The 26941-nt window shown below is 66.8% G+C and carries 26 protein-coding genes; 12 read left to right on the forward strand and 14 right to left on the reverse strand.

What is annotated here, in order from left to right:
- Positions 1 to 42 precede the first annotated feature (42 nt).
- From ABDZ95_RS08535 to ABDZ95_RS08545, 3 genes are all read right to left on the reverse strand, one after another.
- Positions 43 to 3012, reverse strand: coding sequence for a TonB-dependent receptor (locus ABDZ95_RS08535; protein ID WP_343792688.1), 2970 nt, complete (start codon positions 3010 to 3012; stop codon positions 43 to 45).
- Entirely contained in the window at positions 2999 to 4084 is a 1086-nt protein-coding gene (locus ABDZ95_RS08540; RefSeq protein ID WP_343792690.1) for a LacI family DNA-binding transcriptional regulator, read from the reverse strand. Before ABDZ95_RS08540 ends, ABDZ95_RS08535 begins: the two co-directional genes overlap by 14 nt.
- A gap of 366 nt (positions 4085 to 4450) precedes the next feature.
- Positions 4451 to 5992, reverse strand: a complete 1542-nt coding sequence (locus ABDZ95_RS08545; RefSeq protein ID WP_343792692.1) for a carboxylesterase/lipase family protein — start codon at positions 5990 to 5992, stop codon at positions 4451 to 4453.
- Between the two features lie 110 nt (positions 5993 to 6102).
- Here ABDZ95_RS08545 and ABDZ95_RS08550 point away from each other — a divergent pair, with 110 nt between their 5' ends.
- Together ABDZ95_RS08550 and ABDZ95_RS08555 are read left to right on the forward strand one after the other, a co-directional pair.
- Entirely contained in the window at positions 6103 to 7626 is a 1524-nt protein-coding gene (locus ABDZ95_RS08550; protein ID WP_343792694.1) for a sensor histidine kinase, read from the forward strand.
- Positions 7627 to 8001 carry a response regulator gene (locus tag ABDZ95_RS08555; RefSeq protein ID WP_343792696.1) on the forward strand — a complete coding sequence of 125 codons (375 nt, stop codon included), beginning with the start codon at positions 7627 to 7629 and terminating at the stop codon, positions 7999 to 8001.
- Here ABDZ95_RS08555 and ABDZ95_RS08560 read toward each other — a convergent pair.
- A complete protein-coding gene (locus tag ABDZ95_RS08560; RefSeq protein WP_343792698.1) occupies positions 7991 to 9574 on the reverse strand; it encodes a phytoene desaturase family protein in 1584 nt (527 codons plus the stop codon). The two genes, ABDZ95_RS08555 and ABDZ95_RS08560, sit on opposite strands and share 11 nt — an antisense overlap.
- A 39-nt stretch (positions 9575 to 9613) precedes the next feature.
- Positions 9614 to 10510: an AraC family transcriptional regulator gene (locus ABDZ95_RS08565; RefSeq protein WP_343792700.1), complete on the reverse strand. Its 897-nt coding sequence runs from the start codon at positions 10508 to 10510 to the stop codon at positions 9614 to 9616.
- A 127-nt stretch (positions 10511 to 10637) separates the two neighbouring features.
- Here ABDZ95_RS08565 and ABDZ95_RS08570 point away from each other — a divergent pair, with 127 nt between their 5' ends.
- Positions 10638 to 11537, forward strand: coding sequence for an oxidoreductase (locus tag ABDZ95_RS08570; protein WP_343792702.1), 900 nt, complete (start codon positions 10638 to 10640; stop codon positions 11535 to 11537).
- Here the strand turns inward: ABDZ95_RS08570 and ABDZ95_RS08575 are convergent, their stop codons facing one another.
- The 4 genes from ABDZ95_RS08575 to queF all read right to left on the reverse strand — a co-directional run bounded on the left by ABDZ95_RS08575 (position 11538) and on the right by queF (position 14600).
- A complete protein-coding gene (locus ABDZ95_RS08575; protein WP_425542982.1) occupies positions 11538 to 12407 on the reverse strand; it encodes a DUF817 domain-containing protein in 870 nt (289 codons plus the stop codon).
- 60 nt (positions 12408 to 12467) lie between these two features.
- Entirely contained in the window at positions 12468 to 13037 is a 570-nt protein-coding gene (locus tag ABDZ95_RS08580) for a hypothetical protein (protein ID WP_343792704.1), read from the reverse strand.
- A gap of 47 nt (positions 13038 to 13084) precedes the next feature.
- Positions 13085 to 14023 carry a hypothetical protein gene (locus ABDZ95_RS08585; RefSeq protein WP_343792706.1) on the reverse strand — a complete coding sequence of 313 codons (939 nt, stop codon included), beginning with the start codon at positions 14021 to 14023 and terminating at the stop codon, positions 13085 to 13087.
- A gap of 115 nt (positions 14024 to 14138) precedes the next feature.
- On the reverse strand, positions 14139 to 14600 hold the full coding sequence (queF, locus tag ABDZ95_RS08590; protein WP_343792708.1) for a preQ(1) synthase: 462 nt from the start codon (positions 14598 to 14600) through the stop codon (positions 14139 to 14141).
- A gap of 95 nt (positions 14601 to 14695) precedes the next feature.
- On the opposite strand from queF, the gene ABDZ95_RS08595 reads away from it, so the two are divergent.
- The 4 genes from ABDZ95_RS08595 (at position 14696) to ABDZ95_RS08610 (ending at position 17197) form a co-directional block, all read left to right on the forward strand.
- Positions 14696 to 15628, forward strand: a complete 933-nt coding sequence (locus tag ABDZ95_RS08595; protein WP_343792710.1) for an NAD(P)H-dependent flavin oxidoreductase — start codon at positions 14696 to 14698, stop codon at positions 15626 to 15628.
- A gap of 34 nt (positions 15629 to 15662) precedes the next feature.
- Positions 15663 to 16352, forward strand: coding sequence for a TorF family putative porin (locus ABDZ95_RS08600; protein WP_343792712.1), 690 nt, complete (start codon positions 15663 to 15665; stop codon positions 16350 to 16352).
- 31 nt (positions 16353 to 16383) lie between these two features.
- Complete coding sequence (locus ABDZ95_RS08605) at positions 16384 to 16614, forward strand: hypothetical protein (protein WP_343792714.1); 231 nt, start codon at positions 16384 to 16386, stop codon at positions 16612 to 16614.
- Between the two features lie 64 nt (positions 16615 to 16678).
- Positions 16679 to 17197: a hypothetical protein gene (locus ABDZ95_RS08610; RefSeq protein WP_343792716.1), complete on the forward strand. Its 519-nt coding sequence runs from the start codon at positions 16679 to 16681 to the stop codon at positions 17195 to 17197.
- Position 17198: 1 nt separating this feature from the next.
- Here the strand turns inward: ABDZ95_RS08610 and ABDZ95_RS08615 are convergent, their stop codons facing one another.
- From ABDZ95_RS08615 to ABDZ95_RS08625, 3 genes are all read right to left on the reverse strand, one after another.
- Complete coding sequence (locus ABDZ95_RS08615; RefSeq protein WP_343792718.1) at positions 17199 to 18362, reverse strand: cystathionine gamma-synthase; 1164 nt, start codon at positions 18360 to 18362, stop codon at positions 17199 to 17201.
- A complete protein-coding gene (locus ABDZ95_RS08620; RefSeq protein ID WP_343792720.1) occupies positions 18359 to 19117 on the reverse strand; it encodes a dienelactone hydrolase family protein in 759 nt (252 codons plus the stop codon). The genes ABDZ95_RS08615 and ABDZ95_RS08620 overlap by 4 nt, the downstream gene beginning before the upstream one ends.
- 91 nt (positions 19118 to 19208) lie before the next feature.
- The gene (locus ABDZ95_RS08625) at positions 19209 to 20612 is read right to left on the reverse strand and encodes a pyridoxal-phosphate dependent enzyme (protein ID WP_343792722.1); all 1404 of its coding nucleotides are present in this window, start codon (positions 20610 to 20612) and stop codon (positions 19209 to 19211) included.
- A 115-nt stretch (positions 20613 to 20727) separates the two neighbouring features.
- Here ABDZ95_RS08625 and rnr point away from each other — a divergent pair, with 115 nt between their 5' ends.
- The 3 genes from rnr (at position 20728) to ABDZ95_RS08640 (ending at position 24339) form a co-directional block, all read left to right on the forward strand.
- Complete coding sequence (gene rnr, locus ABDZ95_RS08630) at positions 20728 to 23049, forward strand: ribonuclease R (protein ID WP_343792724.1); 2322 nt, start codon at positions 20728 to 20730, stop codon at positions 23047 to 23049.
- A gap of 169 nt (positions 23050 to 23218) precedes the next feature.
- On the forward strand, positions 23219 to 23959 hold the full coding sequence (locus ABDZ95_RS08635) for an NUDIX hydrolase (RefSeq protein WP_343792726.1): 741 nt from the start codon (positions 23219 to 23221) through the stop codon (positions 23957 to 23959).
- Complete coding sequence (locus tag ABDZ95_RS08640) at positions 23929 to 24339, forward strand: DUF5990 family protein (protein WP_343792728.1); 411 nt, start codon at positions 23929 to 23931, stop codon at positions 24337 to 24339. Before ABDZ95_RS08635 ends, ABDZ95_RS08640 begins: the two co-directional genes overlap by 31 nt.
- Here ABDZ95_RS08640 and ABDZ95_RS08645 read toward each other — a convergent pair.
- A complete protein-coding gene (locus tag ABDZ95_RS08645) occupies positions 24336 to 24899 on the reverse strand; it encodes a hypothetical protein (RefSeq protein WP_343792730.1) in 564 nt (187 codons plus the stop codon). The two genes, ABDZ95_RS08640 and ABDZ95_RS08645, sit on opposite strands and share 4 nt — an antisense overlap.
- Positions 24900 to 25028: 129 nt before the next feature.
- Here ABDZ95_RS08645 and rpmG point away from each other — a divergent pair, with 129 nt between their 5' ends.
- Together rpmG and ABDZ95_RS08655 are read left to right on the forward strand one after the other, a co-directional pair.
- Positions 25029 to 25196, forward strand: a complete 168-nt coding sequence (rpmG, locus tag ABDZ95_RS08650; RefSeq protein ID WP_029417689.1) for a 50S ribosomal protein L33 — start codon at positions 25029 to 25031, stop codon at positions 25194 to 25196.
- A gap of 203 nt (positions 25197 to 25399) precedes the next feature.
- On the forward strand, positions 25400 to 25564 hold the full coding sequence (locus ABDZ95_RS08655) for a hypothetical protein (protein ID WP_343792732.1): 165 nt from the start codon (positions 25400 to 25402) through the stop codon (positions 25562 to 25564).
- Between the two features lie 9 nt (positions 25565 to 25573).
- Here the strand turns inward: ABDZ95_RS08655 and ABDZ95_RS08660 are convergent, their stop codons facing one another.
- On the reverse strand, positions 25574 to 26938 hold the full coding sequence (locus tag ABDZ95_RS08660; protein WP_343792734.1) for a PleD family two-component system response regulator: 1365 nt from the start codon (positions 26936 to 26938) through the stop codon (positions 25574 to 25576).
- Positions 26939 to 26941: the final 3 nt, after the last annotated feature.

A 26941-nucleotide genomic window follows, 5' to 3' on the forward strand; every position in this document is an offset into this window, starting at 1 on the left:
GAGGCCATTTGTCTCGGGGCGGCCGGCAGGCTCAGGAGAAGTTTAGAAGCGGTAGCGCGCTCCGAACTGGAAGGTGCGGGTCAGACCCACGGTCGACGACGGATTGCCGAAGTTGGCGTTGAAGCCCGTCGCCGGGATGCCGCCGTCGTAGCCGCTGAAGTTGTCGAAGTTGAACACGTTGAACACTTCACCGACCAGCTGCAGCGTGCCGCCCGGAACATCGAGATCCTTGGTCAGCCGCAGGTCCAGGTTCCGGTACGCGAAGGCGTTCGGAATGATGAACCCGCGACGCTCCGGCTGGCCGAAGAAGCCCTGACGGAAGTTCTGGAAGAACTCCGGACCTTCGTTGATCCGGCTGTTGTCGTTGACATTGAACGGGTTGCCGCTGGTCAGGGTCAGGATGCCCGACACCTGCATATCCCACGGCAGATCATAGATGCCGGTGGCCACGATCTGGTGCTCGATATCGGCGCCGTTCGGAACGAACGGGCGGTCCGAAGTGCGCGGGAAGTCGAAGTTGAACTCGTTCCACTTCTGCTCCGAGTCCGCACCGGTGTAAGCGAAGGTCACACCCCATCCGCTGTCCGCAGTGTAAGGCTTGTCGGCCTGCACATAGAGGGCGGTATAACGGGTTTCGCGAGCATTATCGGCCGCAACGATGGTTCCGAAGCCCGGAACGGTAAAGGCGACCTGACGACCGCGATCATTACCCGTCGTGCCCAGGGCCACGTTGCGGTTGATCGGGAAGTAGGCGATCTCGTTCTTGCCGATCTGATGGATCAGCGAGACCGAGGTCTGCCAGTCGCCGAACTTCTGACGCAGGCCAACCGAGAACTGATCGGTGTAGGGCGGCGCCAGGTCATTCGGGATGACTCGCAGTTCCCCGTTGGGCGCCAGACCCGAAGCGATAAGACCGTCCAGCCCGGCCTTGCTGCGATAAGCCTCGTTCCACAGGATCGTCGGCTGTCCGCCGCGCGGCAGGCCGTCGCGGGAGAAGTTGAACGTCCGGTTCACGAACTGACGGAAGAGGCTTTCCTCGGCCGCGTTGCGGAACAGGGTGCGGTCGTAGAAGCGGCCGGCGCCGCCGAAGACGACGGTCTGCTGGTCGGCGAACACATCATACGAGAAGCCGAAGCGCGGCCCGAAGGCGTTCTTGTAGGCGTCACGGTTGGTGCCGGTCGAGATGTAACGTTCGGCGTCGAAGCTGCCGCCCTGGGCCTGCAGGGTTGTCTGGGCGAAGCGCAGCGCCGCTGCGGCGTTGGCCGGGGTGACGAAGCTATTGTTGTTGGCGTTGCTTTCGTAATCCCAGCGGACGCCGAGGTTGAACGTCAGGTGATCGTTCACCTCCCAGTCGTCCTGGATGAACAGGCCCAACTGGGTATTGCTGGCTGTCACCGTCGGCGCGCCGACGCCATAGCTGGCCTGACTCGGGAAGCTGTAATCGAGGTTCTGGGCCGGGTTCAGATTGTAGGTGAAGGTCGGGTTGACGTTCTGACCGTTGAACACGGTGAAGTCGGCCATCGACATCTTGATGCCGAACTTGACGAGGTGCGTGCCGCCGAAGTCGATCGGATCCAGAGTCGTGTTGTTGCGGAAGGTCAGAACCTCTTCCCGGACCTCTTGCGCCGTCGAACGACCACCGATGGCGATGATGCCGGAGAAGGTTTCACCGACGAGGTCAGGGTTCAGGATCTCCGGACGGAACGAGGACTCGCGGTAGTCGATCGCCATCTCATTGAAGAGACCGCTGCCGACATATTCCCACTGGCCCTTGATGCTCAGAACTTCGTTGACGACGTTCTCGGCGCGCTCGAACGACGTCTGGCCGCTAAACCCGCGGATGTCGTCTTCCTCGCGATAGCTGACCTGCAGATCGAAGGTCGATTCCTCGTTGGCGCGGAACGTCAGCTTGCCGAAATAGATGTCCTGACGGAACGGGCTGGCGTAGCTGCCTTCATAGTTGGCCAGGTTGATCCGCGAAGGCAGAGTCGCGCGCTGGGCGGCGTCACCGCCTGCGACCACGTCGTTGTTGCGAACCTGGTCGTTGACCTCATAGGCGGCGAAGAAGAACAGGCGATCGGGGATGATCGGCCCGCCCAGCGATGCGCCGTACTGCGAGCGCTCGACCGCCGGCTTGTTCTGTCCGCGAATGCGCTGGAAATAGTTCCGGCGGCTCAGGTCGTCGTTGTAATAGAAGCCGAAGACCTCGCCGGTGAACTCGTTGGTGCCCGAGCGCGAGATGGCGGTGATCACCGAGGTGCCGGCATTCTCGTACTCGGCCTTGAAGTTCGACGTCGAGACGCGGAACTCCTGCACGGCCAGCTGGCTGAACGGGTTACCGCGGCTGGCGTCCTGACCGACGATGCCGCCTTGGTTCACGTTCGACTTCAGGCTGACGCCGTCGATGAAGACGTTGACCTGGTTCGAGCCCAGACCACCGCCGGTATTGCCGCCCGCGGCGAAGTCACGGCGGAACTCGTCTGGGTTCAGGCGCACGCCGGGAGCGAGAGCGGCGAAGTTCAGGAAGTTGCGGTTGCTCTGCGGCAGGGTCTCGATCTGCTGGCGGGTCACCTGGGTGGCGATTTCCGAGGTCCGCACCTCGACGGCCGTGCGCGAGCCGGTGACGACGACTTCGCCCAGTTCGGTGGCGTCGGACGGCGCGGAGCCCTGCGAAACCTCGAACGGGATGTAGGCCTGCTGACCGATCTGCAGGGTCACGATCTGGCTGGAGGTCTGACCGTCGGCGGTCTGGACTGTGATCTCGTAGGTGCCGGGGCGCAGGCTCGGAAGAGCGTAGGCTCCGCTTGCGGTCGCCGTGGCGCGGTTCACGAAGCCGGTGCTGGTCTCACGGGCGGTGATCTGGGCGGCGGCCTCGGCGGCGCCGCCGTCGGTCACGACGCCACGAACCGTCGCGGTCGAGGTCTGGGCGGCGGCGATACCCGGCGCGCCGACGGCGATCGCCAGCGCCAGGACGGATGCCGCCCCGAAATAGCGCGCATTAAACTTGGTCATCTGGGTGTTCCCCCTTGGAAATGGCTTCGCCGGCGGTCGCGAGGGACCGGTGCCGGGCGTATCGGTTTGCGGGTGTGGTCGCCGCCACGCTGGAAGGCCGTATGACCAGCTCTGGCCGGACGACCTCGCAGGCGGCGGCGGCGACCTCGCCCGCGGATTCGATGGAGCCGACCAGGCGCTGCAGCGCGCGCTTGCCCGTTTCGGCGATGTTGATCTTCAGGGTGGTCAGCGCAGGACGGACGAGGCTGACCAGCGGAATGTCGTCGAAGCCGACGATGGCGATGTCCTCGGGCACGCGAAGCCCGGCGTCCTGCAACGCCAGCATCGCACCGACAGCCATATTGTCGTTGGCGGCGAAGACGGCGTCGGGACGCTCCGCGGCGGCGGCCAGGGATTCCCCAGCCTCATGGCCCGAAGCCTTGGTGAAGGCGCCTTCCACCACCCGCGGCGGCAGACCCGCGCGGGCCATGGCTTCCATATAGCCCGCCATCCGCGCCTCGGCGTCGAGGTTGCCCGTCGGGCCAGCGATGTGGACGATGCGGGTGCGGCCGAGGGCGACCAGGTGCTCGACCGCGGCGACCGCGCCACCATGGTTGTCGATCACGATCGAAGGCCGCTCGACATCCGCGCCGCCGTTCATCAACAGGATCGGCGTGCGCCCGGCGAGGCCCGAGGCCAGGTTGGCGGCGCCGACGTGCGGCGACAGCACGATCATGCCGTCCACCCGTCCACGCATGGACCGGATGGCGGCCGACGCCTCGTCAGCGCTGTCGTGCGAGGAGGAAACGATCAGGTGATAGCCCCGCGCCCGGGCCGCCACGTCCATGCCCCGGATCAGCTCGGAGAAATACTCGCCGTAGAGATCGGGCAGGATCACGCCGATGGTGTTGGTCCGGCTGGTGGACAGGCTGCGCGCGCCGGAATGCGGGACGTACTGCAGCGCCTCGACGGCCTCGAGCACCCGCATACGGGTCGCTTCCGTGACAGGCCCGGCCCCGTTCAGGACGCGCGACACCGACGCCACGGACACGTCCGCGCGCTCGGCGACATCCCGGATGGTCGCCGGCTTCAAACCTGACCTTCCATGCGGAAAGGCAGCGTCGCAAAACGGGTCAAAGGGTCAGTCCTCCCTCGGATCACGATGCCGGCCCGCTTGGCGCGGGTCCGTCCGTGAGGTCCGTGTAACCGTTTACATGACATATGATTCATGTGCGTCGCAAGTGCCCCGGTTTCGCCACACACAGTTTGTGATCGCACCGTCACAGGTCTTTCCGCACGGCCTGTCGTCAAAGCGCGGTAATGGAGGCGCCCCAGTCAGGTTCCCGTCTGGCGGGCGTTTGCGCGACAGATGGGGCCGCGAGGACACAATCCACACAGCCTCGGGTAACGTCGATCCGATCGCGTCACATTGATGGCGGGGACGGCCTTGGAGCCAGCGTCAACGCGCCCACGGCCGGGTCCGGGCGTAGAAGTTCTCGATGATGTCGAGGCGCTCCGGGAAAGGCATCGGCTTCGCCACGGGGCCGTCGTTCGTGAACTCGAGCAGACCGTCACGGACGGCGCCGAACTCCGGCCAGGCTGGACGCCCCTCCCCGTTCGGATCGCCCGAACGCGCGAAGGTCGTCCAATACGCCGCCATAGCCTTCGCAGCCCGATCGTCACGCTCGCCCAATGGTCGACCGACCGTATGCAGGTTGTCGAACACATAGGGCCGCTCGGACGCATGGGTCGCCCCGCCGCTCGGCTCCGGATTGGAGTCCGGCACCACATCGAACCGGTAGAGCCAGGTCGGATGACCGGCGCGGGTGTGCAGGCGCGACAGATGTCGCACGGGCTCGTTGAAGATCACATCGCTGACGATGTGCGCATCGTACCCCTCGGGCCCACCGTAAGCTTCGACCAACGCATCGTGTTCGCTGCGCAGCAGGGCGTCCTCCGCCCGGCCGTAGGCGCTGTTCTCGGTCGGACGGATCCACCAGAACTCGGCGCTATTGGTCCCCAGTATCAACGGCACCGGCGCCTGACGCCCGGCGGCGAAGGCCTCGGCCACGTCCTCGGTCAGCACCCGGCCGTCCACGATCAGGTTCTCGCCGTAGAAGGCCGGCGCCGGGGTGAGAAACTGCTCTGCGGATACACCGCGAAGCTGCTCGGCCGTGACCGCCGCCGGCAGACGGGCGCCGCGCGCCCAATTCCGTCCCAGCGTTTGCGCCGAGGGCCGCCCCGGCCGGTCCAGCGCCAGCTCCGCCGATTGCTGACGGCCGAGACCCGACTGCACCACCGCCTTATGGAACAGGCCGCGAGCCGCGGGCGCGATCATCAACTGGGTCACGGCGGCCCCGCCGGCGGACTCGCCGAAGATCGTGATGTTGGCCGGATCGCCGCCGAAGGCCGCAATGTTGTCGCGCACCCATTCCAGCGCGGCGATCTGGTCCATGACGCCGTAGTTGCCGGCGGGTTCGTCGACAGGCCGTTCGGCCGCCAGCGCCGGATGATCGAAGAAGCCGAGGCGGCCCAACCGGTAGTTGATCGACACCAGCACCACGCCGCGCCGGGCAAGTTTGGATCCGTCGTACAGGGCCGCCGTACCCGAGCCGTTGTTGTACCCACCGCCATGGATCCAGACCATGACGGGCAGCGCGCCTGCCCGCCCCTCCGGCGTCCAGACGTTCAGCGTCAGACAGTCCTCGCTCATCGGCAGCGGGCCGACGCCGGGATCGCCGTTGGATGGCGGCTGGATGCAGATGGCGCCGTCCGTCCCCGCATCCCGATCACCGGACCAGGCCTCGACCGGCGCGGGCGGCCGCCAGCGCATCGGCCCGACCGGCGGCGCGGCGTAAGGGATGCCCTTGAAGGCTTCGACGCCATCTGCGCTCCGTCCCACAAGGGCGCCATGCGCGACCCGCGCGCGCGGGTCGTTGGCAGGATCATCTGTCGGTGCGGTCATAAGAACGGCGGCGGCGATCAGGGAGGTCAGCATCATGCGCGGTACCCTGCCCTGTTCCGGAGCCCCGCTCAAATAACGAACCACGACAAGGCCGTGACGCCGGAACCGGCCTGTGTTGCAAGCGTTACCATACGTCTGCGCGGGGAGTGGCGTTGAAAGAACTGGCGAAATCCGGCGAACTGGCTGCCGATCTGGCGAGCGCGTTCGACGCCTCACCCAATCCGTACATGCTGCTGACGCCCGATCTGCATTATGCAGGCATGAACCGCGCCTATCTGGACGTGACACAGCGGAGCCGTGACGAGCTTCTCGGCCAGCACGTGATGAAGGCCTTCGATGGCGGCGGCGACGACGCCAACGCCAACCTGTTGCGCGCCTCCTTCGAGCGCGTGCTCGCCACCGGCCAGATCGACCATCTGCCGATGCTGCACTACGCAATCCCCCTGCCTGACGAGACCGGAGAGGTTCGCTACGTCGACAAGTACTGGAGTTGCACCCACAGCCCTGTTCGCGATGACACGGGGAAGCTTCGCTACATCCTGCAGCACACCAGCGACATCACCGAGTTGCAGATGCTGCGCCGACAGGCGGCCCGGGCCGCTGGCCAGTCGGCGTCCGTCTCCGACATCGACGCCATCCTCAGTGGGCAGGTCCTGCGCCGCGCCGAAGACGTCCAGGCCGACATGCAGAGGCTGGAGGGCGAGCGCAACCGGCTGGTCGACATGTTCATGCAGGCCCCCGGCTTCGTCGCCATCCTCGCCGGCCCCGAACATGTCTTCCAGATGCACAACGGGACATACGCCCAGCTCATCGGCCACCGCAACATCGCCGGCAAGCCGATCCGCGAGGCCCTGCCGGAGCTGGTCGGGCAGGGCTATTTCGAGTTCCTCGACAACGTCTTCGCCACCGGCGAACCCCACGAAGGTCGGGCCAGCAAGGTCCAGTTGCAACGCACGCCCGACGGTCCGCTCGAAACGGTCTATCTGAACTTCATCTATCAGCCGATCCGCGACGCCACCGGCGCCGTCGCCGGAATCTTCGTTCAGGGCCACGACGTCACGGACAACATCGCCGCCGCCGAGCGGCAGAAGCTGATGATCGACGAGCTGAACCACCGGGTGAAGAACACCCTCGCCACCGTCCAGTCGATCGCCATCCAGACAGCGCGTTCGCACGAAGACCCGCGCAGTTTCGCCGAGAGCTTCCAGGCCCGGCTTATGGCCCTGTCCCATACCCACGACCTGCTGACCCGCAGCCATTGGGAGGGCGCGGACCTGCGCGCCATTCTGGAGCACGAAACCGAAGCTCACGGCCCGCATCGCGTCAGCCTGAACGGTCCACCGCTGGCCCTGACTCCGGCGGCCGCCCTGTCCTTCGGGATGATCTTCCACGAACTGGCCACCAACGCCGCCAAGTACGGCGCCCTCTCCTCACCGGACGGACGGGTGCTGGTCGATTGGGCCGTCGCCAATCAGGCGGAGCCCGTGCTGCAACTCAGCTGGCGCGAGATCGACGGCCCACCGGTCGGGGAGCCCACCCGACGTGGCTTCGGCAGTCGACTGATCGAACGCAACGTTCGCCACGATCTGGCGGGCGAGGTCAAACTGGACTACGCAACTGCTGGATTCAGCGCTGAATTCTCGGTCCCGTTGGACCAGGGACAAAACTAGATGACGCAAGAACTCGCCGGACGCCGCATCCTGATCGTCGAGGACGAGTCCCTCGTCGCCATGCTGCTTGAAACCATCCTCGAGGACATGGGCTGCACGCCCGTTGGGCCGGCCTCCACCATCGACGAGGGCCTGCGCCTCGCCGCCTCGGAGCAGCTGGACGGCGCCTTGCTGGACGTCAACGTGGCCGGTCGTCAGATCTTCCCGGTGGCTGAAGCGCTTCGCGAGCGCGGCGTGCCCTTCGTCTTCTCCACCGGCTATGGCGAGGGTGGCCTGCCCGACGAATGGCGCGGCCAGCGCACCATCCAGAAGCCCTTTACCGAGTCGGCCGTCCAGGACGCCCTGATGGCCGCGATCGGCGTGGCTAACGCCTGAAGTCCTTGAGCACCGCCCGCGCGGCATTGTGCCCCGGCGCGCCGGTCACACCGCCGCCCGGGTGCGCCCCTGATCCGCACAGATAGAGCCCCGGCACGGGCATGCGGTGATCCGCGTGCCCCAGCACCGGTCGCGCGCTGAACAACTGGTCCAGCGTCAGGCGGCCGTGGAAGATGTCCCCGCCGACCATACCGAAACGCCGCTCCAGATCCCGCGGCCCCAGCGCCAGTCGCCCGATAACAGACTCCTTGAAGCCCGGCGCGTGCCGATCCACCGTCTCGATCATCAGGTCCGCCACCGTGTCCCGGTGTTCGTCCGCCAGATCCGGCGCGACGTGCTGGCAGAACAGGCTCGCGACGTGCTGGCCATAGGGGGCCAGCCCGTCGTCCAGCGTCGACGGGATCAGCATTTCGACGATCGGCTCGTCCGACCAGCCCTTCAGCCGCGCGCTGGCATGCGCGCGATCCATATAGGCCAGCGTCGGTGCGATGATGATGCCGGCCGTCAGATGATCCCCCTGCCCCGGCAGCGCCGTGAACTCCGGCAGCTTCGACAGCGCCACATTCATCCGGAAGGTGCCCGATCCGGATTGATAGTTGCCGATCCGCTCGCGGAAATCCGCCGGCACGACCGCATCGTCCACCAGCCGCTCGAACAGCAGGCGAGGGTGCAGGTTCGACACCACCGCCGTCGCGCGCACCACGTCGCCGGCCTCGGTCACGGCGCCGACAGCCCTGCCCTTCTCGGTCAGTACCTCGGCGACAGCCGTCTCCAGCCGCACCTCGACACCCAGTTCGGCACAGGCCTTCGCCATCGCCTGGGTGATCGCGCCCATGCCGCCGACGGCGTGTCCCCAGACGCCCTTCTTGCCGTTTACCTCGCCAAAGACGTGGTGCAGCAGCACATAGGCCGAGCCCGGGGTGTAGGGGCTGGCATAGTTGCCGACCACGCTGTCGAACCCGAACAGGGCCTTGATTGGATCGCTCTCGAACCAGCCGTCCAGCCAGTCGCCCGCCGACTTGGCGAACAGGTCCAGCAGATCGCGCCGCCCCTCCGTGTCCAGCCCCAGTGCCTGCCGCCCCAGCCCGGCCGCCGAGGCCATTTCAGGAAGCTGCGTCAGCCAGCCGCCTTCGGTCAGGTTCGGCGGCGCCTTCAGGATCCAGTCGCGCAGGATGCCGGCCACGACCTCCAGCCGACGCTCGTACTCGGGCAGGCGCTCCGCATCCCGAGCCGAGAATTTCGCCACCTCGCCCTGCGTCCGCCCCTCGCCGGTCAGCAGATAGCGGCCATCGTCGAACGGCAGGAAGTTGGACGCCTTGCGCTCCACGATCCTCAGCCCGTGCCGGGCCAGTTCCATGTCGGCGATGACCTTCGGGTTCAGCAGGCTGACCGTGTAGCTGGCGGTCGAGTTGCGAAAGCCGGGGTGGAACTCCTCGGTCACCGCCGCTCCGCCGACCACCGCCCGGCGCTCCAGCACGGTCACCTTCAGCCCGGCCTTCGCCAGATAGAAGGCGCAGACCAGCCCGTTGTGGCCCCCGCCCAGAATGACGACGTCGGCGTCGGTTCGCGCCATGATCCCCTCCGTTTCAGGGAGGTGTAGCAGGCCGCGATCTCAGATCGCCACAGCCAGCGATGGATCCGCCCTCAGCCGATCCAGATCGCGTCCCGGCGGCGCGCCGAACAGACGGGCGTACTCGCGACTGAACTGGCTGGGGCTGTCGTACCCGACGGCGAAGCCGACACCGGCCACATCGCGTCCCTGACTCAGCAGCAGGTTCCGCGCCTCCTGCAGCCGCAGTTGCTTCTGGTACTGCAGCGGACTCATGGCGGTGACGGCCTTGAAGTGGCGGTGCAGCGAGGTCTCGCTCATGCCAGCTACTCCCGCCAGGTCCTCGATCCGCATGGGCGCGGAGAAATTCTCGCGCAGCCAGCGGATCGCCCGGCGCACCTGATCCGGCCGCCCGCCGTCCGAGCCGATCTGGCGCATCATCTCGCCGCGCTCTCCGCGCAGCAGCCGCCACATCAGCTCGCGCCGGATCATCGGCGCCATGACGACAGCCTCATCCGGACGATCCAGCAGGCGGACCAGCCGGATCACCGTGTCCAGCAGGTCGTCATCGATATCGCTAACGGCCAGCCCGCGAGTGGACGGCGTCTCCCCGACCGGATCGCCCATCTCCAGCATCAGTTCGGCGATCATCGCCCGGTCCAGCGGAATGCCCACCGCCAGATAGGGCGCCTCGACCACCTTGCCGCTGACCGGCAGATCGGTGCTGACCACCAGATACTGACCGGCGCGATAGGCGTGGGTCTCAGCTCCGAGGGTCGTGGATTTCGCCCCCTCCAGGATCAGACACAGCATCGGCTCGAACACCAGAGGGGTCGCCTCGGTCAGCGTCGTGCTGGCGATCATCTGCAGGCCCGGCAGGGTCATCGGGCCGATGCCCTCCAGTCCTGTGCCGTCGATCTGCCCCCGGACAAGGGCGACGAGTTCGTGCAAGCGGTTCATGTCCAACCCAAGCGCCCTGCCTCGCCCGAACGCAAGCGAACACAAGGCATCTGGCAGGATTGTGCAAGATACTGGCGCGATCTGTCTACGTCTGTCGGCCCGGCGGCGCGCATATCGGAGCTCCCGATTGAAGGAGCAAACCCTGACCGCTTCCACCCCCCGCATCTGGTTCGTGACCGGCGCCTCGCGCGGTCTCGGAACCGCCATCGCCCGCGCCGCCCTGGCCGCCGGCGACAAAGTCGTCGCCACAGCTCGCCGCCGCGAAGCCCTGACCGACCTGTTCGACGCCGGCGACGACCGCGTCCTGACCGTGGCGCTGGACGTCACCGATCAGGATCAGGTCCGAGCCGCCGTCGACGCCGCCATCTCTCACTTCGGCCGTATCGACGTGCTGGTGAACAACGCCGGCTACGGCGACCTGTCCCTGTTCGAGGAATCGACCCCCGAGAACGTGCAAGCCCAGTACGACACCAACGTCTTCGGCCTGATGCATGTGACCCGCGCCGTCCTGCCCGGCATGCGGGCGCAGCGCGCGGGCCGGATTTTCAACATCTCCTCGGTCGGCGGCATCGTCGGCGGCCCGAGCGGCGCCCTCTACTGTGCTTCGAAGTTTGCCGTCGAAGGCTTCACCGAGTCCCTCGACGGCGAGGTCCGCGACTTCGGCATCCGCGCCACCGTGGTCGAGCCCGGCTTCTTCCGCACGGACTTCCTGGAGCCGACCTCCGTCCGCCACGGCGCCAATCCGATCGCCGACTACGCCCCCGTCGCCGAAGCGCTGAAGACCTTCTACGACAGCCGCAGCCGCAATCAGGCCGGCGATCCGGACAAGCTGGGTCAGGCGCTCGTAACCCTCGCCAATGCCGACAATCCGCCGGTGCGCTGGACCGCCGGCACCGACGCCGTCGCCATGGTCGAGGGCAAGATCGCCAGCCTGCAGGCCGAACTCGCCGCCTGGCGCGACCTGTCGCTCAGCACCGACGGCGATTTCGAGTTCCGCGAAGAAGCCGGAAGCAGCGCCTGGGGTTGATCAGTCGACCACCGGCCCGGGCTCCGGCTCGGGTCGGTGGACGATCGAGACCAGTACGACCGAGACGATCATCAGCAGGAACCAGCTCCCCAGCTTCTCCAGCCCGACGGGCTCCCAGACCTCGGCCTGACCCGGATAGGTCCATGCCCGGCCGAAGGTCGCCAGGTTCTCGGCCAACCAGATGAACAGGGCGACCAGCAGATAGCCGACCAGCAACGGCATCCGACGCCGCCGACGGTCCGTCGTGAACCAGAACCAGCCGCGCCCGAACAGCAGGGCCGTGGCTGCGAACAGGGCGATCCGGATGTCCGACAGCCAGTGATGAGCGAAGAAATTCACATAGATGGCCGCCGCCAGCACCGCCGTCGTCCAGAACGGCGGATACCCCCGCACCCGGATGTGGAAGATGCGCTGGACCCGCGCGATGTAGCTGCCGACCGCCGCATACATGAAGCCCGAGAACAGCGGCACGTCGCCAACCCTGAGCACCGAGCCTTCCGGATAGACCCATGAGCCGTGCGCGGTCTTGAACAGCTCCATTACCGTTCCGGCGACGTGAAACAGGAAGATGACCCTCGCCTCCTCCCAGCTCTCCAGCCTCAGCGCCAGCATGGCCGCCTGGGTCGCCAGCGCGCCGAGGACGAGAAAATCATAGCGGGCCAGCGGCGCGCCGTCCGGCCACCACAGGAAGGTCCCGACGATCAGCGCCAGCAGCAGTCCGCCGAACAGGCAGGCCCAGCCCTGCTTCAGCCCGAACCAGAGAAGCTCGTACGCTGCGCCGCGCAGCACTGACCGATCCGCCCACGCCTCCGCGCGGGCCATCCAGCGGCGGCCAAGCGCTTCGAGCGGGAGACGGCGGTCGGTGATCATGCGCCGGAGGCTAGCGGCGGCCGGCGGCGCTGGCGTGTGGAGATTTGATGCGGCCTGCCGTCAACGCTTCAGCAAGTCAGGAGACAGGTCCGATTTGCAGATGCACAGGAAATTCTCGATCTCTGCGGCCTCCAGAGCTCCCAGCACCGGTCCGAACCGATCACGGGGAACCCGATCTCCGTTTACGCCCAGCGCTCGCGCCCCTCGGGCGGCCCCCGCATGCAGGTAGACCTGCTCCGGATAGAGACCGCGATATCGACCGAAGCGCTCAGCGACGTCATAGGTCAGCAGCGCAGCATCAAGGAAAACTTCCTCGACCTGCCAGATGGCCGAAAAAACCGACATCAGCGTATCAAAATCCGTGACATCCATGAGGCGCGGCAGCTGCTGCTGCGCAGCCTGAAGTGCACGCCCGACCTGAGCATAACCCAGCCTGAACTGGTGGCTGTTGAGGCGACGGAGCGGCTGCCCATCGGGCTCTTCCCAGTCATAGAAGGCCCTCGCCAAAGCTTCTTCCGGCGACTGCGCCGACGACCACCAAAGGTCGGCCCGAGTCCGGCCCTCGCCATAGCGAGCCTGATAGTCCCGGATCAACTGAGCGAGCGTTCGGCGCGTGTCCCCGGTCGGCATCTCGCCACACCCAGCCTGCGTTGTTCTGCGGGGAAGACGTCGGCAGGTCATGACCGATCCAACGGGACCTGAACGTGGCGAATGTCGTGACGCTTGAGGAGCGCCTTTATCTCACCCGGAATTTTGGTTTCGGTGACGAGAAAAACCTCCACCAGCGGATCTGTCCGGACATCCATCGCCTCTTTTACCGCGCGGTACTTCACGCACTGGAATACGCCTCGATGCAGATCAACGACATTGGATATGCGCGACTTCACCTCAATCATCACGGATCGATCCGGAAGGTGATAGGCGACATCGACGCGATCACCGGAATCCAGTCCAAACTCGGTCTCTGTCCGGGCCGTCGCAAAAGACCTGCGAATCTCGGCCGGGTTGTTCATTACCCAGAGCCGAAGCGCCCGGTGCGCAGGCCCCTCCCCGCCAGCGCCGTATTTGAACGCGCCGCCGCCGGAATCCTCTTCGTTGCCCTCCTGAAGAGTATCCCGGTCATCCGCCATGCGGTCAGGCAGCAAAGGTTGGCCAAACACCTTTTTATAGAGCCGGGCCCAGTCATCGGCTGAGTAGGCGTACACCTCCGACGCAGCCTTGTTGAAATGGCGCTCCCAACTGCCGGGATACTGCTTCTTGTACCCGGGCGCCGCGAGACGAGGGTCACCTAACCGTTTTGCCATGAATTCGCCGGCTCCCCGACTGGGCGTCTCGTCGGTTTGACTCACGACGAGGACATTCAGAAGAGGCGCATCCGGCTCGACGGCCTGAATGGTCTCCATCATGGCTCCCGCCACCCATCCTATGCGGGTCGGGAAGATGGTGGAGAACCCGTCATTCTCCTCAAGGAGGCGTTTCAAGCCGCCATAGGTCAGCCACGACTTGTTGAGCGCGACGGCGATGAGCCATCGCATGGTCGGAGCCAACCCGTGGCGCCGAAAATTCTCATTGGTCGCCGAATAGGCCGCCCAGTCGCGTCCGGAATCCTTCGCCACAAACACCCCCATAAGCTGCACAAAGGGGACAACTCGCGCGATTCTTCACAGTCTTGAAGACGGCATACCGACGGGCGATTGGCCAGAGAGAGGCGCGGCTAACCGCTGCCTTGCCTTAACCCCGCCCGCGATAGGTCGGCACGCCCTGATCGGGCAGCCACAGGCCCTCCGGCGCCGGGCCGGTCTGCCAGAAGACGTCGATCGGGATGCCGCCGCGCGGATACCAGTAGCCGCCGATGCGCAGCCATTTCGGCTGCAGCAGGTCGGCCAGCTTGCGGCCGATGGCGACGGTGCAGTCCTCGTGGAAGGCGCCGTGGTTGCGGAAGCTGGTCAGGTACAGCTTCAGGCTCTTGGACTCGACCAGCCACTCGCCCGGCGCATAGTCGATGACGATGTGGGCGAAGTCCGGCTGGCCTGTCACCGGGCACAGGCTGGTGAACTCCGGCACCGTGAAGCGGGCCACATAGAGGGTGTCCGCATGCGGGTTGGGCACACGCTCCAGCACGGCGGTTTCCGGGCTGGTCGGCGCGGCGATCATCTGGCCCAGCTGGGACAGGCCTGAGGTGTCGGTCGTCATGGGACGCGATGTAGCGGGTCCTGACCTTCGGGGCCAGCTTGCCTTCCCTCGGGACAGCCCGCTATCCGTAGCGAAAGACAACTCGGGGAAACGCCATGGCCATTCCGGCTTCGCTGCAAAAGGGTCTGACGCTGCCGGTGATTTCGGCGCCCATGTTCCTGGTCTCGGGACCGGATGTGGTGGTCGAATGCTGCAACAACGGCGTGATCGGCACCTTCCCGTCGCTGAACCAGCGCACCACCGAGGGCTATCGGGAGTGGCTGCACGAGATCAAGGCCCGGCTGAAGCCCGACGCCGCCGCGTTCGGCGTCAATCACATCGTCCACCCGACCAACCCGCGGCTGATGGCCGACATGATGGTGTCGGTCGAGGAGAAGGTGCCGCTGATCATCACCTCGCTGGGCGCGGTGCGTGACGTGGTCGAGGCGGTGCACGGCTACGGTGGCGTGGTCTTCCACGACATCGCCAACGTCCGCCACGCCCGCAAGGCCGCGGAGGCGGGCGTCGACGGCCTGATCCTGGTCGCCAACGGCGCCGGCGGCCACGCCGGCATCGTGAACCCCTTCGCCCTGGTCAACGAGGTCCGCGAGTTCTTCGACGGGACCATCATCCTGTCGGGCTGCCTGTCCACAGGTCAGGACGTGGCCGGCGCGCTGATGCTGGGGGCCGACTTCGCCTACATGGGCACCCGCTTCATCAACACGACCGAGGCGATGGCCCCGCAGGCCTACAAGGACATGATCATCGACAGCGGCGCAACGGATATCGTCCACACGCCGGCCGTCTCGGGCATCCCGGCCAACTTCATGACCAAGTCGCTGGTCGAGAACGGCATCGATCCCAAGCAACTGCCCGAGCACAAGCTGGACATGGCCGACGAAGCCAAGGCCTGGAAGACCGTCTGGTCCGCAGGCCAGGGCGCCGGCGCCATCCACGATGTCCTGCCGACTGCGGAACTCATTACCCGACTGCGACAGGAATTCGCTCAGGCTACGGAACGGTTCGCCAAAACGACTGCGTTCGTCTAGGAACCCGACGCGCCTTCGCGCGTCTGGGAGTTCCATGATCCGTACCGCCACGCTCGCCGCCACCGCCCTCGTCCTGTTCACGGGCTCCGCTCACGCCCAGGACGCCGGAGGCGACTGGTCGTTCGGCCTCGGCGCGGCGACCGATAACCGGTCCAAGGACGCGTCCAAGTCGGATGGCGAGCCGTTCGTCTGGGGCGAGGCCCAGTGGTCGAACAGCAGCGGCTTCTTCTATGCCGGCCCGGCCTTCGAGACGATCAAGTCGTCTACCGGCTCGGATCTGGAAGTCTCGCTGGTCGCCGGCATCCGCCCGCAGCTGGCCGGCTTCGATCTGGACATCAGCGCCGAACACAAATGGCACGTCGACGCCAACCCCGGCGCGGACGATGACGCCTGGGAGTTCACCGCCGACATCAGCCGCTCCATCGGCCCGGCCAGCGCCCGCGTGCGCGTGCAGCACTCGCCCGACAGCACCGGCTCGACCGAAGTCTGGACCTGGGTTGCCCTGCGTGGCGGCTGGGACTTCACCAACAAGCTGAAAGGCACCGCCGAGATCGGCCGTCGTGAGCAGGACAACAGCATCGACTACACGGGCTGGAACGTCGGCTTCAGCTATGCCCTGACCGACGCAATCGAGGCCGACCTGCGTTGGCACGCGACCGACGCCGACGTGCCGGGCGAGCAATACAAGGACGGTCTGGTCGCCGGGATCGCCTTCGCCTTCTAGCAAAAAAGCTCTGCCGTCCCTAAATGGGGGCATGAGTTCGAATAGACCGACCACCCTGGAACGCGCGTACGAGCTGGCCAGGAGCGGAGCCTGCCGGTCCGTCAGCGACATCAAGCAGCAACTGTCCGCCGAGGGCTACGACCGCCTGCAGGACGCCCTGTACGGCCGCACCCTGACGTCCGACCTGCGCAAGCTCTGCCAGCAGCACTATGTCGACCCCGACGCCGGCGTGACGCCTGACGAAGGTGTCGCACCCGACTGACGGCGTCTGTTGAACGTTACGCGTGTGTGACATCGTCTCCGCAACGACAGAACGGAGACGCCCCATGTTCCTGACACTCGCCGCCGCCCTCGCCTTGCTGCCACAGCAGATCGAGGACCCGCTCGCACCGGCTCGCGAGGGCAAGCTCATGTGCGTTTCGCCCAATACCGAGGCGAAGACCTGTTCGGGCCTTGTGACCTACAGCTTCGAAGCCGACGGCGCGATCGTGACCGAGGCGCGCACGGCCGTCAGCGCCGCCCCGCCGATCGTCCTGCTCACCCGTACGCCGATGCACATGCGCGGCGCTCTGGAATGTTCGCGCACCGACGACTTCGCCAGCCAGATCACTGGCGTCGAGATCCAGGGCCAGGCCCTGGCGGGCGACCAGTTGAACGGCATGCGTCAGATCATCGGTGCGCAGGCCCAGCAGATGCTCGGAACAGGCGAGATGTGCGCCGCCTATCATTCCGCGGCGGACGATAAGGTCCGCTACGAGATCACAATGGAAGGCGTCGCCAAGCCCGAACTGGGCGGCGAGATTCTCTGGATCGACGCCAACGCCGGCTGGACCGTCGCGATATAGGTCAGCCCAGCGCCTGATCCAGATCCGCGATCAGGTCGTCCAGATCCTCGACCCCGACCGAGAGCCGGATCAGGTTCTCGGTCACCCCGCCCGCCTCGCGAACCTCCTTGGGGACGCTGGCGTGGGTCATGATGGCCGGGTGGTTCACCAGACTCTCCACCCCGCCCAGCGACTCGGCCAGGGTGAAGACCTGCACCCGCTCCAGCACCTGCTTCGTGCGGGCGAGATCGCCATCGATGATCGCGGTGACCATGCCGCCGTAGCGGCCGTTCATCTGGCGCGCCGCCAGCTCGTGCTGCGGGTGGCTGATCAGCCCCGGATAGATGACCTTCGCGATACCCTTGCGGGCCTCCAGCCAGCGGGCGACAGCGAGGGCGTTCTCGTTGTGCGCCTTCATCCGGAGCCCCAGTGTCTTCAGGCCGCGGTTGGCGAGGAAGGCGTCGAACGGCCCCATCACCCCGCCCACCGAGTTCTGCAGGAACTTCAGCTGGGTCGCGAGGTCGGCGTTGCCGGTCACCAGCGCGCCGCCGATGATGTCCGAGTGGCCGTTCAGATATTTGGTCGCCGAGTGCATGACCACGTCGGCGCCCAGCGACAGCGGCTGCTGGCTCCACGGCGTCGCGAAGGTGTTGTCGACCACGAGCAGCAGACCATGCGCTTTCGCGATCTTTGACAGGCCTTCGATATCGGCCAGCTTCATCAGCGGATTGGTCGGCGTCTCCGCCCAGATCATCCGCGTCTTGGGCGTGATCGCCGCCTCGACCGCGGCCAGATCAGCCATGTCGACATAGGCGAAGTCCAGCCCCATCGAGCGGCGCCGCACCCGCTCGAACAGACGCCACGATCCGCCGTACAGGTCGTCGCCCGTCACGATGTGCGAGCCGGCGTCCAGCAGCTCCAGCGCCGTCGAGGTCGCGGCCATGCCGCTGGCGAAGGCGAAGGCGTGCGAACCGCCCTCCAGATCCGCCAGACAGGCCTCGAACGCCTCGCGCGTCGGGTTCTTGCCCCGCGCGTACTCATAGCCCTTGTTCACGCCCGGGCTTTCCTGGGCGTAGGTCGAGGTCGCGTAGATCGGGGTCATCACCGCGCCCGTCGTCGGGTCCGGCTTCTGGCCGGCGTGGATGGCGCGGGTCGAGAAACCCTGACTGTTCTTCAGCGAGCTCATGCGGAGGTCTGATCCATTCGGCCGATGTTGCGGGCGTAGAAGGCGCGGGAGAGGTCGGCGATCTCCTGCCATTTCTCAGCGGTGAATAGATGGTTGGAGTTCCTCACAACCGCTTCTTCCACAAAAATGTCGTGTCCGCGCAGGAAGTCGATCCAGGCGGCGGTGTTGCGCGGCAGCACATGCGTGTCTCCATCCGCCCGGATCATCAGAACCGGAATGCGCCGGCGAGGAGCGCGAGGCGTATAGACGTCCACGCCGCCGGCCAATGCGATGGCGGCCGCTGCCCGGTTGTTCCCGAGCGCGCCGTCCACGGCGACATAGGATCCCAGAGAGTAGCCGAACATCGCCGTACGACGCGGATCCACACCTTGTTGGATCAGCCAGTCGACGGCGTGCTCCCCGACGTCGCGCCACGCTTCCATCATGCGCGGCGGCCGGATGCCGTTGTCCGGCTCTGCATCGGTGAACAGGGGCGCCAGAACCTGATAGCCGTCGGCGGCGAACTGCATCGCCAGCCAGTGCCAGGCCCCGCCTCGCGTCGACAGATTCGCCCCCGAGCCGGGCATCATCACGATCGCCGCGCGACGCCCCTCGCCCACCGGATGATAGCGGATCGTCCGGATCGGCTTGCGGTGGCTGAGGAAGGTCATCCCCTCCCAGGTGGGCCGGGGCGGGGGCGGCCCCGCATCCTGCCCCGTGGCCACCCCGGGCGCCGACAGGGCGCAGGCGCCCAGCAACAGCTCACGTCTTCTCATTGTCGTTTCCTCCCCGGGGCGGTCCCGTTGGCCGGGACCGGTTTGATGGGCGGCAGCGAAGCCTTCTCCCCGACTTCGCGGTCGTCGTTGGCTAGCGGTTGAGACTCAGGTGGTTGATCAGGTCGGTCCGGGTGATCAGGCCGACGAAGGTCTCGCCGTCCAGAATGATCGCCACGCGGTCACGGTCGAACAGCGGGATAAGGGCGTCCAGCGGCTCGCCGACCTGCACCGTATCCAGATCGCGCGTCATGGCGGACTGGACCGACTTGGCGAACCGTTCCTTGCGGGTGATCTCGTCGGTGTTCATCACGTGGACCAGATCGCTCTCGTCCAGAATGCCGACCAGACGGCCGTCCTGGATGATCGGCAATTGGGACACGTCCGCGCCCTTCATCCGCTTGAAGGCCGTGTCCAGCGTGTCTTCCGGACCGGCCACGACCACATCGCCCTTGGCGTATTTGCGCGTGATCAGGTCCGACAGGTCACCATGAAGCTCGCGCTCGCCCAGACCCTGATCGGCCAGCCAGGCGTCGTTGTAGACCTTGGACAGGTATTTGGCGCCGGTGTCGCAGACGAAGGTGACCATCCGCTTCGGCTCGGTCTGCTCGCGGCACCAGCGCAGGGCGGCGGCGATCAGGGTGCCTGAGGACGAACCGGCGAGGATGCCTTCCTTCAGCAGCAGTTCGCGAACCGTAGCGACCGCCTCGGCGTCCGGAATGGAATAGGCCTTGTCGATCAGGCTCATGTCGGCCGTGTCAGGCACGAAATTTTGACCGATGCCTTCAACGGTGTAGCTGCCCTCCGGCCCCGGCACGCCCTCGTTGACGATGCCCGCCAGGGTCGATCCGACAGGATCCGCCAGAATGACCTCGGCGTTCGAGCCGACACTTTTCAGATAGCGGGCGATGCCGGTGATCGTGCCGCCCGAGCCGATGCCGGCGGAGAAGGCGTCGATCTCACCGCCCATCTGCTCCCAGATCTCCGGGCCGGTGGTCCTGAAGTGGGCTTCCGAGTTGGCGTCGTTGGCGAATTGGTTGACGTAGAATCCGCCCGGGATCTGCTGCGCCAGACGCTCGGCCATATCGGTGTAGTACTCGGGGTGGCCGTGCGGCACGTCCGACCGCGTCAGGCGAACATCGGCGCCCATCGCCCTGAGATGCTGGATTTTTTCCTTGGACATCTTGTCCGGGATGACCAGAAGCACCTTATACCCCTTCGCTTGCCCCACGAGGGTCAGCGCCAGGCCCGTGTTGCCGGCCGTCGCCTCGACGATGGTGCCGCCGGGCTTCAGGAAACCCTCCGCCTCCGCCGCTGCGATCATCGACAGCGCGATGCGGTCCTTGATCGACCCGCCCGGGTTCTGCGCCTCCAGCTTCAGGAACAGGCGGCATTTCCCGGTGTCGATCTTCGTCACCTCCACCATCGGCGTCTTGCCGATCAGGTCCAGCAGCGAGCTGGTCGGTCCGGCGAGGACCGGGGCGGGGGCGACAGACATTCACGAACTCCATGGAGGCTTCGGGCCGGAAGCTAGGCCCGCCCCTCCCGGTTCACAACCCGCCCGACATTTCCCGCATCGAAGAAGCGGCAAAGGGCGGTATTAGAAAGACCAAATGACCAAACCTCCCCGCCGGCCCGCCGCCGGCCTCCCCGACAAGGCCACCCTCCTCGCCTTCCTGCGAGAAGCCGGGTCTGCCGAGAAAACCGATATCGCCCGCCACTTCGGCCTGAAGGGCGGCGACCGACGCGCCCTGCGCGAAATGATCCGCGAGCTCGAAGCCGAAGGCGCGCTCGGAAAACGTGGCCGCAAGGGCTTCTCCGAATCCGGCGCCCTGCCCCCCGTCGGCGTCGCCGACGTGGTCGAGCGTGACGTCGACGGCGACATGTACGTCCGTCTCGTGGACGCCTCCGACGACGCCCCCCGCGCCGTCCTGATGCCCGACAACTCGGGCCGCACCGGCCCGGCCCCCGGCATGGGCGACCGCCTGCTGGTCAAGTTCACCCGCGGCGCCGAGGGCTGGGAAGCCCGTCTGGTGAAGAAGCTCGACAGCGAGCGCACCCGCGTGCTCGGCGTCATCCGCAAGTCCAACCGCGAGGTCCGGGTCGAACCGGTCGACCGCCGTTCGAAGGACGTCCTGCTGGCGCCCCACGCCCAGTCCGAGGGTCTGAAGGACGGCGACCTCGTGCTCGCGGCCATCGAGAAGGGCGACCAGCGCTACGGACCCAAGCGCGGCAAGATCCTCGAGACCATCGGCCGCGAGGACGATCCCCGCGCCGCCTCCCTGATCGCCATCCACTCGCACGGCGTCCCGACCGGCTTCTCGGAGCAGGTCGAGCAGGAGGCCGGCGATCAGGAACTGCCGTCGCTGAAGGGCCGCGAGGATCTGCGCGAACTGCCGCTGATCACCATCGACCCGGCCGACGCCCGCGACCACGACGATGCCGTCTACGCCCACAAGGACGAGGATCCGAAGAACCCCGGCGGCTGGATCGTCTGGGTCGCCATCGCCGACGTCGCCGCCTACGTCCGCCCCGGCACGGCGCTGGACCGCGAGGCTCGGGACAAGGGCAACTCGACCTACTTCCCCGACCGCGTCGAACCGATGCTGCCGGAGCGGCTGTCCAACGGCCTGTGCAGCCTGACCGAGGGCGACAACCGCGCCTGCATGGCCGTGCGGATGGTCTTCGACAAGGACGGCCGCAAGACGGGCCACAAGTTCGTTCGCGGCCTGATGCGCTCCAAGGCCAAGCTCAGCTACGAGCAGGCCCAGGCCGCCATCGACGGCCAGCCCGACGACACCACCGCCCCGATCATGGAGCAGATCCTTTATCCGCTCTGGAATGCCTACCACGCCATGCTGAAGGGCCGCCTGAAGCGCAGCCCGCTGCAGATCGAGAGCGCCGAGCGCCGCATCCGCATGACCAACGGCGAGATCACCTCGATCGAGCCGCGTGTCTCCCTCGAAGCCCACCGGCTGATCGAGGAGATGATGATCCAGGCCAATGTCTGCGCCGCCGAGACGCTGGAGCAGAAGAAGATCCCCCTGCTCTACCGCGTCCACGATGCTCCCAGTCAGGAGAAGCTCTTGAACCTCGGCGACTTCCTCGGCACCATCGGCAAGCCGTGGAGCAAGGGCGAGCCGGCCACGACCAAGCGCTTCAACAAGCTGCTGGACGAGACCCGCGACGGCGAGCATGCCGAGGTGGTCAACGAGGTGGTCCTGCGCACCCAGATGCAGGCCATCTACAGCCCCGAGAACGTCGGCCACTTCGGCCTGAACCTCGACCGCTACGCCCACTTCACCTCGCCGATCCGCCGCTACTCGGACCTGATCGTCCACCGCGGCCTGATCCGCGGGCTGGGCCTCGGCAAGGACGGGCTGACCGATCGCGAGATCGCCGAGCTACCCGCCATCGCCGAGCATGTCGTCATGACCGAGCGCCGCTCCATGGCCGCCGAGCGCGACGCCATGGACCGCTATATCGCCGCCTTCCTCGAGGACCGCGTCGGCGCGACCTTCACCGGCCGCATCACCGGCGTGACCCGCTTCGGCCTGTTCATCCGGCTGGACGAGACGGGCGCCGACGGCCTTGTGCCGGTTTCCTCGCTGGGCAACGAGTATTTCACCCACGACGACCGCAGCCACGCCCTCGTCGGCGAACGCTCTGGCCTCCGCTGGACGCTGGGCCGCACGGTCGAGGTCAAGCTGCGCGAGGCGACGCCGGTGACCGGCGGCCTTCTGTTCGAGATGCTGTCCGACCCGGCTCCGCGCGATCCCAACGCCCCTTCGGCCCGTCTCGGCATGCGCGCCCGCGGCGCGAAGGATGGCGGCTATCCCAAACGCGGCGGCGGTCGTCCCGGCGGTCCCAAGCCCCGCAATGGCGGCAAGCCCTCTGGCGGCCTGAAAGGCGTCCGCAAGGGCAAGCGCCGGTGACGCCGGCGACGCAGTTCCTCCCCCAACGGGGGAGGGGGACCGCGAAGCGGTGGAGGGGCGTCCGATACAGGCTCGGCCCTCTTCAGAATCGCGCACGCCTGCAGGCCCCTCCACCATCCATCGCCTCCGGCTCTGGATGGTCCCCCTCCCCCGTTGGGGGAGGAATGTGATGCCCCAGCCGTTCGACGCCGCCCAGGACCTGCATGATGCGCCTCGCACCGGCGGTCGTCAGCGTCCGAAGGATGCCGCCACCCTGATCCTGACCCGCCCCCGCAACGGCGGGGTCGAGGTGCTGATGGGCCGGCGGGCTCAGGGCCACGTCTTCATGGCGTCCAAATGGGTGTTTCCGGGCGGCAAGGTGGAGCGCACCGACGGCACGGCCGGCTTCGCCACCGACCTGTCGCCCGCCGACGCCGGCCGGCTCGCCCGCGAGGTCAGCCCGCACCGCGGCCGGGCCCTCGCCCTCGCCGCCGTGCGCGAGACCTTCGAGGAAACCGGCCTGTTGCTGGCCGAGCCCGCGCCCGTCGCCTCCGTCGCCGGACCGTGGCGCGAGTTCCGGGCGGAGGGCGCCCTGCCCGACCTCGCCGCCCTGTCCTATGTCGCCCGCGCCATCACCCCGCCAGGCCGCACGCGCCGCTTCGACGCCCGCTTCTTCATGGCCAACGCCTCGGCCCTGCTGCATCCGGAACCGACGGCCGGGTCCGGCGAACTGGACGAGATCGCCTGGCTGCCGCTGGACGAGGCCCGCGCGCTGGACCTGCCTGCCATCACCCGCTTCGTGCTGGGCGAGGTCGCGGAGCGGCTGGATCACCACGAGCGCCCCCTGCCCTTTGTCCGCATGATCCGCGGCCAGCACGTCATCGAGCATCAGGACTGCCCATGGCCGACACGGCGATCACCCTGCGCCTGACCGTCGCCGATCCGGTCCCCGGCGTTCGCTACAGCCTGCAGAAGGACGACGCGCCGTTCGAGCCGGTCACCGCGACCGACGCGTCCCTGTCCTTCGATGTCCCGATCCATCTGTCCGACGACGGCCGTTTCCTGGGTCCCTTCGTCCGGCGTGAGGGCAAGGAGCGGCGCTTCGTCTACATCCGGATCGGAACCTCGGCGGGCGACCATTCCAGCGAATGGAGCCGCCGGGCCAAGATCGACATCCATGACATCCCGCCGGCCCTGCTGGATCAGGCCCGCGCCGGCCGCACGCTGGAAGTCGTTCTCCCCGGCCGCGGCAAGGACGGCACGCCCGCCTGCGCGACGGTAAGGCCGGTGAAGGGCTGGGCCGCGGTCTAGTCCGCGATCGGCCGTGTCAGATCGAATTCCACGCGGAAAAAGCGCCCGCCCGGACGGCTGAGCTCATAGGCGAACATCCGCTCCGGATGCACCTCGACCGCCCAGGTGTTGGTGGTCGAGACATTGGCTCCGCCGGCGACGAATTGGTCGATCGAGTCCTGATCCACCGGGAATTCCTGCCGCTCGGCCGTGCCGGCGGCCGCCGTGTCGCCGCCGTACATGTGATAGCCGTGGATTTCGCCCTGCTCGTCCCGGTGATCGTGCTTCAGGCGCAGGCCCGTGTCGGTGCGGGTAATGACCCAGCGGCGCGAACGGTCCTCGCCGACGGCGAACGGAATGCCGACCTCGTCGGCGGCGCAGTCGCGAACATGCATGACCAGCCGCTTGCCGCGGAAGTCGGCGTCGGCGGCGTCGGTCGACACCACCTGCCCCTCGAAAGACTGCCCGCACAAGGCGTTCAGCCGCGCCAGAAAGGCATCCTGCGGGTTCGTCGGTTCCTGCGCGGCGGCCGGAACGGACAGCGAAGCGGCCGCGATCGCGGCTAGAAACAGCGTTTTCATGGGCCCGAGCGTGGCCCTTGCGGGCTTCATGCTCAATGCGTCGTCTGGCCCGTTGACTTCGCAGCGCGCCTGAGTATGTTCCGCGCCTCTTGTTTTCCGCGGCTTTCGCCGTCGCAAAGGTAATTTCCGATGGCCAAGCCGGCTTCCATCAAGATCCGCCTGAACTCGACCGCCGACACCGGCTTCTTCTACGTCACCAAGAAGAACGCCCGTACGATGACCGAAAAGATGGTCGTCAAGAAGTACGACCCGGTCGTGAAGAAGCACGTCGAGTTCAAGGAAGGCAAGATCAAGTAAGATCCTGCTTCCAAAGCGTTTTGAAAGCGCCCGGTCAGCGATGACCGGGCGTTTTTCGTTTGACCCCTCCGTCTCGCCGGCTGCGCCGTCGAGCCACCTCCCCACTGCGTGGAGAGGTGAACGCAACCCCCTCACCTCTCCGCGTAGCGGGGAGGGGGACCATGCGAAGCATGGTGGAGCGGTAACCGTGCTAAGAGACGAACATGACCGACGACGCCCCCGCCAACGAGACCCCCGCCCAGAAGGCGCTGCGCCTCAAACAGGCGAAGATCGACTCGCGCCCTCAACCGCCTCGCGGCGGAAAGTTCCAGCGTGAACAGTCCGCCCGCATCGCCGCCGGCAAGTCCAAGCCCTGGATGAGTCGCTGACGTCGGCCGTCAGGCCGCGCGCGCGATGACCTGATTCCGGCCGCGCGACTTGGCCTCATAGACGCCCTCGTCAGCCCGCTTCAGCAGGGCGTCCGGGTTGTCGCTGCCGCCGCTCGACGCGGCCACGCCGACCGAGACGGTGATCGTAAGGCTCTCGGCGCCACCCATGATCGGGAAGGGCATGGAGCCGACATCGCGGCGGATACGGTCGGCTACGATGGAGGCGTCCTGCAGGCTGGCGCCCGGCATCACCACCACGAACTCCTCGCCGCCCAGGCGGCACGGCAGGTCGATGGCGCGGACGTTGGTGGCCAGACGCACCGCGAACTCGCGCAGCACCTCGTCGCCGGCGTCGTGGCCAAAGCCGTCGTTGACCTGCTTGAAATGGTCGATGTCCATGACCAGCACGGCGACCGGATCGCCGCCCTGCCCCGCCCGACTCATCAGCGCCTGTAGCTGGCCCGCCATGTAGCGACGATTATGCAGCCCGGTCAGCGCGTCGGTGACGGCCATCTCGAGGCTGTAGTCCAGCTTCTGCTTAAGGAAGTCGGCATAGCGTTTGCGGAGGATCTGGGTCCGCGCGCGAGCGTCCAGCTCTTCCGGGTCCACTGGTCGCGGCAGGATGTCGTTGACGCCCAGCTCCAGCGCCTTGACCAGCCGCGGCCGATCCGCCGGATCGACCACCGCCAGGATCGGCGTGCGCCGCGACGCCTCGGTCGAGCGCACCTGCGCCACGAACCGCAGTCCGTCGAACTCGGATGCCGAGACATTGACGATCATCAGGTCCACCGGTCCGCGCGCCGCGATCAGGGCCGCGGCCGGATCGGTCTCAATCACCGGGCGATGCTCGCCCTGCAACTGCTCGCAGATCTTCTCGGCCTGCCTGGCGTTGTCATCGACGACCAGAACCCGACCGCCCGAACCGCGCAGGCGTCCGGCGCCGTCGGTGTCCACGCCCAGCCGGCGACCGCTCTCCTCGCGCTCGCGCAGTTCGTCCATGACGGCCTTGAGCCGCACCAGCGACTTCACGCGGGCGAACAGGATGACGTCGTCGATCGGCTTGGTGACGAAGTCGTCGGCGCCGACCGCCAGCCCCTTCATCTTGTCCTCTCGCCCGTCCAGGGCGGTGACCAGAACGACAGGGATGTGCCGGGTGACCGGATCGGCCTTCAGCCGGCGACAGGTCTCGAACCCGTCCATGCCCGGCATCATGACGTCCAGCAGGATGATGTCGGGCCGCTCGGCCGAGGCGATCTCGAGCGCCCGCGCGCCGTCGGTCGCCGTCAGAACCTCGTAGTACTCAAGCGTCAGCTTGGCCTCGAGCAGGCGGACGTTCGGTTCGACGTCGTCGACAACGAGAATGCGCGCCGTCATCCG

This window comes from Brevundimonas kwangchunensis (assembly GCF_039523815.1).
Lineage (GTDB): Bacteria > Pseudomonadota > Alphaproteobacteria > Caulobacterales > Caulobacteraceae > Brevundimonas > Brevundimonas kwangchunensis.

What these genes read in the sequence shown, in the direction of transcription:
- ABDZ95_RS08535 (WP_343792688.1), bottom strand. Translation starts at nt 3,012, where the DNA reads ATGACCAAGTTTAATGCGCGCTATTTCGGGGCGGCATCCGTCCTGGCG.
- ABDZ95_RS08545 (WP_343792692.1), bottom strand. Translation starts at nt 5,992, where the DNA reads ATGATGCTGACCTCCCTGATCGCCGCCGCCGTTCTTATGACCGCACCG.
- ABDZ95_RS08555 (WP_343792696.1), top strand. Translation starts at nt 7,627, where the DNA reads ATGACGCAAGAACTCGCCGGACGCCGCATCCTGATCGTCGAGGACGAG.
- ABDZ95_RS08560 (WP_343792698.1), bottom strand. Translation starts at nt 9,574, where the DNA reads ATGGCGCGAACCGACGCCGACGTCGTCATTCTGGGCGGGGGCCACAAC.
- ABDZ95_RS08565 (WP_343792700.1), bottom strand. Translation starts at nt 10,510, where the DNA reads ATGAACCGCTTGCACGAACTCGTCGCCCTTGTCCGGGGGCAGATCGAC.
- ABDZ95_RS08575 (WP_425542982.1), bottom strand. Translation starts at nt 12,407, where the DNA reads ATGATCACCGACCGCCGTCTCCCGCTCGAAGCGCTTGGCCGCCGCTGG.
- ABDZ95_RS08580 (WP_343792704.1), bottom strand. Translation starts at nt 13,037, where the DNA reads ATGCCGACCGGGGACACGCGCCGAACGCTCGCTCAGTTGATCCGGGAC.
- queF (WP_343792708.1), bottom strand. Translation starts at nt 14,600, where the DNA reads ATGACGACCGACACCTCAGGCCTGTCCCAGCTGGGCCAGATGATCGCC.
- ABDZ95_RS08595 (WP_343792710.1), top strand. Translation starts at nt 14,696, where the DNA reads ATGGCCATTCCGGCTTCGCTGCAAAAGGGTCTGACGCTGCCGGTGATT.
- ABDZ95_RS08600 (WP_343792712.1), top strand. Translation starts at nt 15,663, where the DNA reads ATGATCCGTACCGCCACGCTCGCCGCCACCGCCCTCGTCCTGTTCACG.
- ABDZ95_RS08605 (WP_343792714.1), top strand. Translation starts at nt 16,384, where the DNA reads ATGAGTTCGAATAGACCGACCACCCTGGAACGCGCGTACGAGCTGGCC.
- ABDZ95_RS08610 (WP_343792716.1), top strand. Translation starts at nt 16,679, where the DNA reads ATGTTCCTGACACTCGCCGCCGCCCTCGCCTTGCTGCCACAGCAGATC.
- ABDZ95_RS08615 (WP_343792718.1), bottom strand. Translation starts at nt 18,362, where the DNA reads ATGAGCTCGCTGAAGAACAGTCAGGGTTTCTCGACCCGCGCCATCCAC.
- ABDZ95_RS08620 (WP_343792720.1), bottom strand. Translation starts at nt 19,117, where the DNA reads ATGAGAAGACGTGAGCTGTTGCTGGGCGCCTGCGCCCTGTCGGCGCCC.
- ABDZ95_RS08625 (WP_343792722.1), bottom strand. Translation starts at nt 20,612, where the DNA reads ATGTCTGTCGCCCCCGCCCCGGTCCTCGCCGGACCGACCAGCTCGCTG.
- rnr (WP_343792724.1), top strand. Translation starts at nt 20,728, where the DNA reads ATGACCAAACCTCCCCGCCGGCCCGCCGCCGGCCTCCCCGACAAGGCC.
- ABDZ95_RS08635 (WP_343792726.1), top strand. Translation starts at nt 23,219, where the DNA reads ATGCCCCAGCCGTTCGACGCCGCCCAGGACCTGCATGATGCGCCTCGC.
- ABDZ95_RS08640 (WP_343792728.1), top strand. Translation starts at nt 23,929, where the DNA reads ATGGCCGACACGGCGATCACCCTGCGCCTGACCGTCGCCGATCCGGTC.
- ABDZ95_RS08645 (WP_343792730.1), bottom strand. Translation starts at nt 24,899, where the DNA reads ATGAAAACGCTGTTTCTAGCCGCGATCGCGGCCGCTTCGCTGTCCGTT.
- rpmG (WP_029417689.1), top strand. Translation starts at nt 25,029, where the DNA reads ATGGCCAAGCCGGCTTCCATCAAGATCCGCCTGAACTCGACCGCCGAC.
- ABDZ95_RS08655 (WP_343792732.1), top strand. Translation starts at nt 25,400, where the DNA reads ATGACCGACGACGCCCCCGCCAACGAGACCCCCGCCCAGAAGGCGCTG.
- ABDZ95_RS08660 (WP_343792734.1), bottom strand. Translation starts at nt 26,938, where the DNA reads ATGACGGCGCGCATTCTCGTTGTCGACGACGTCGAACCGAACGTCCGC.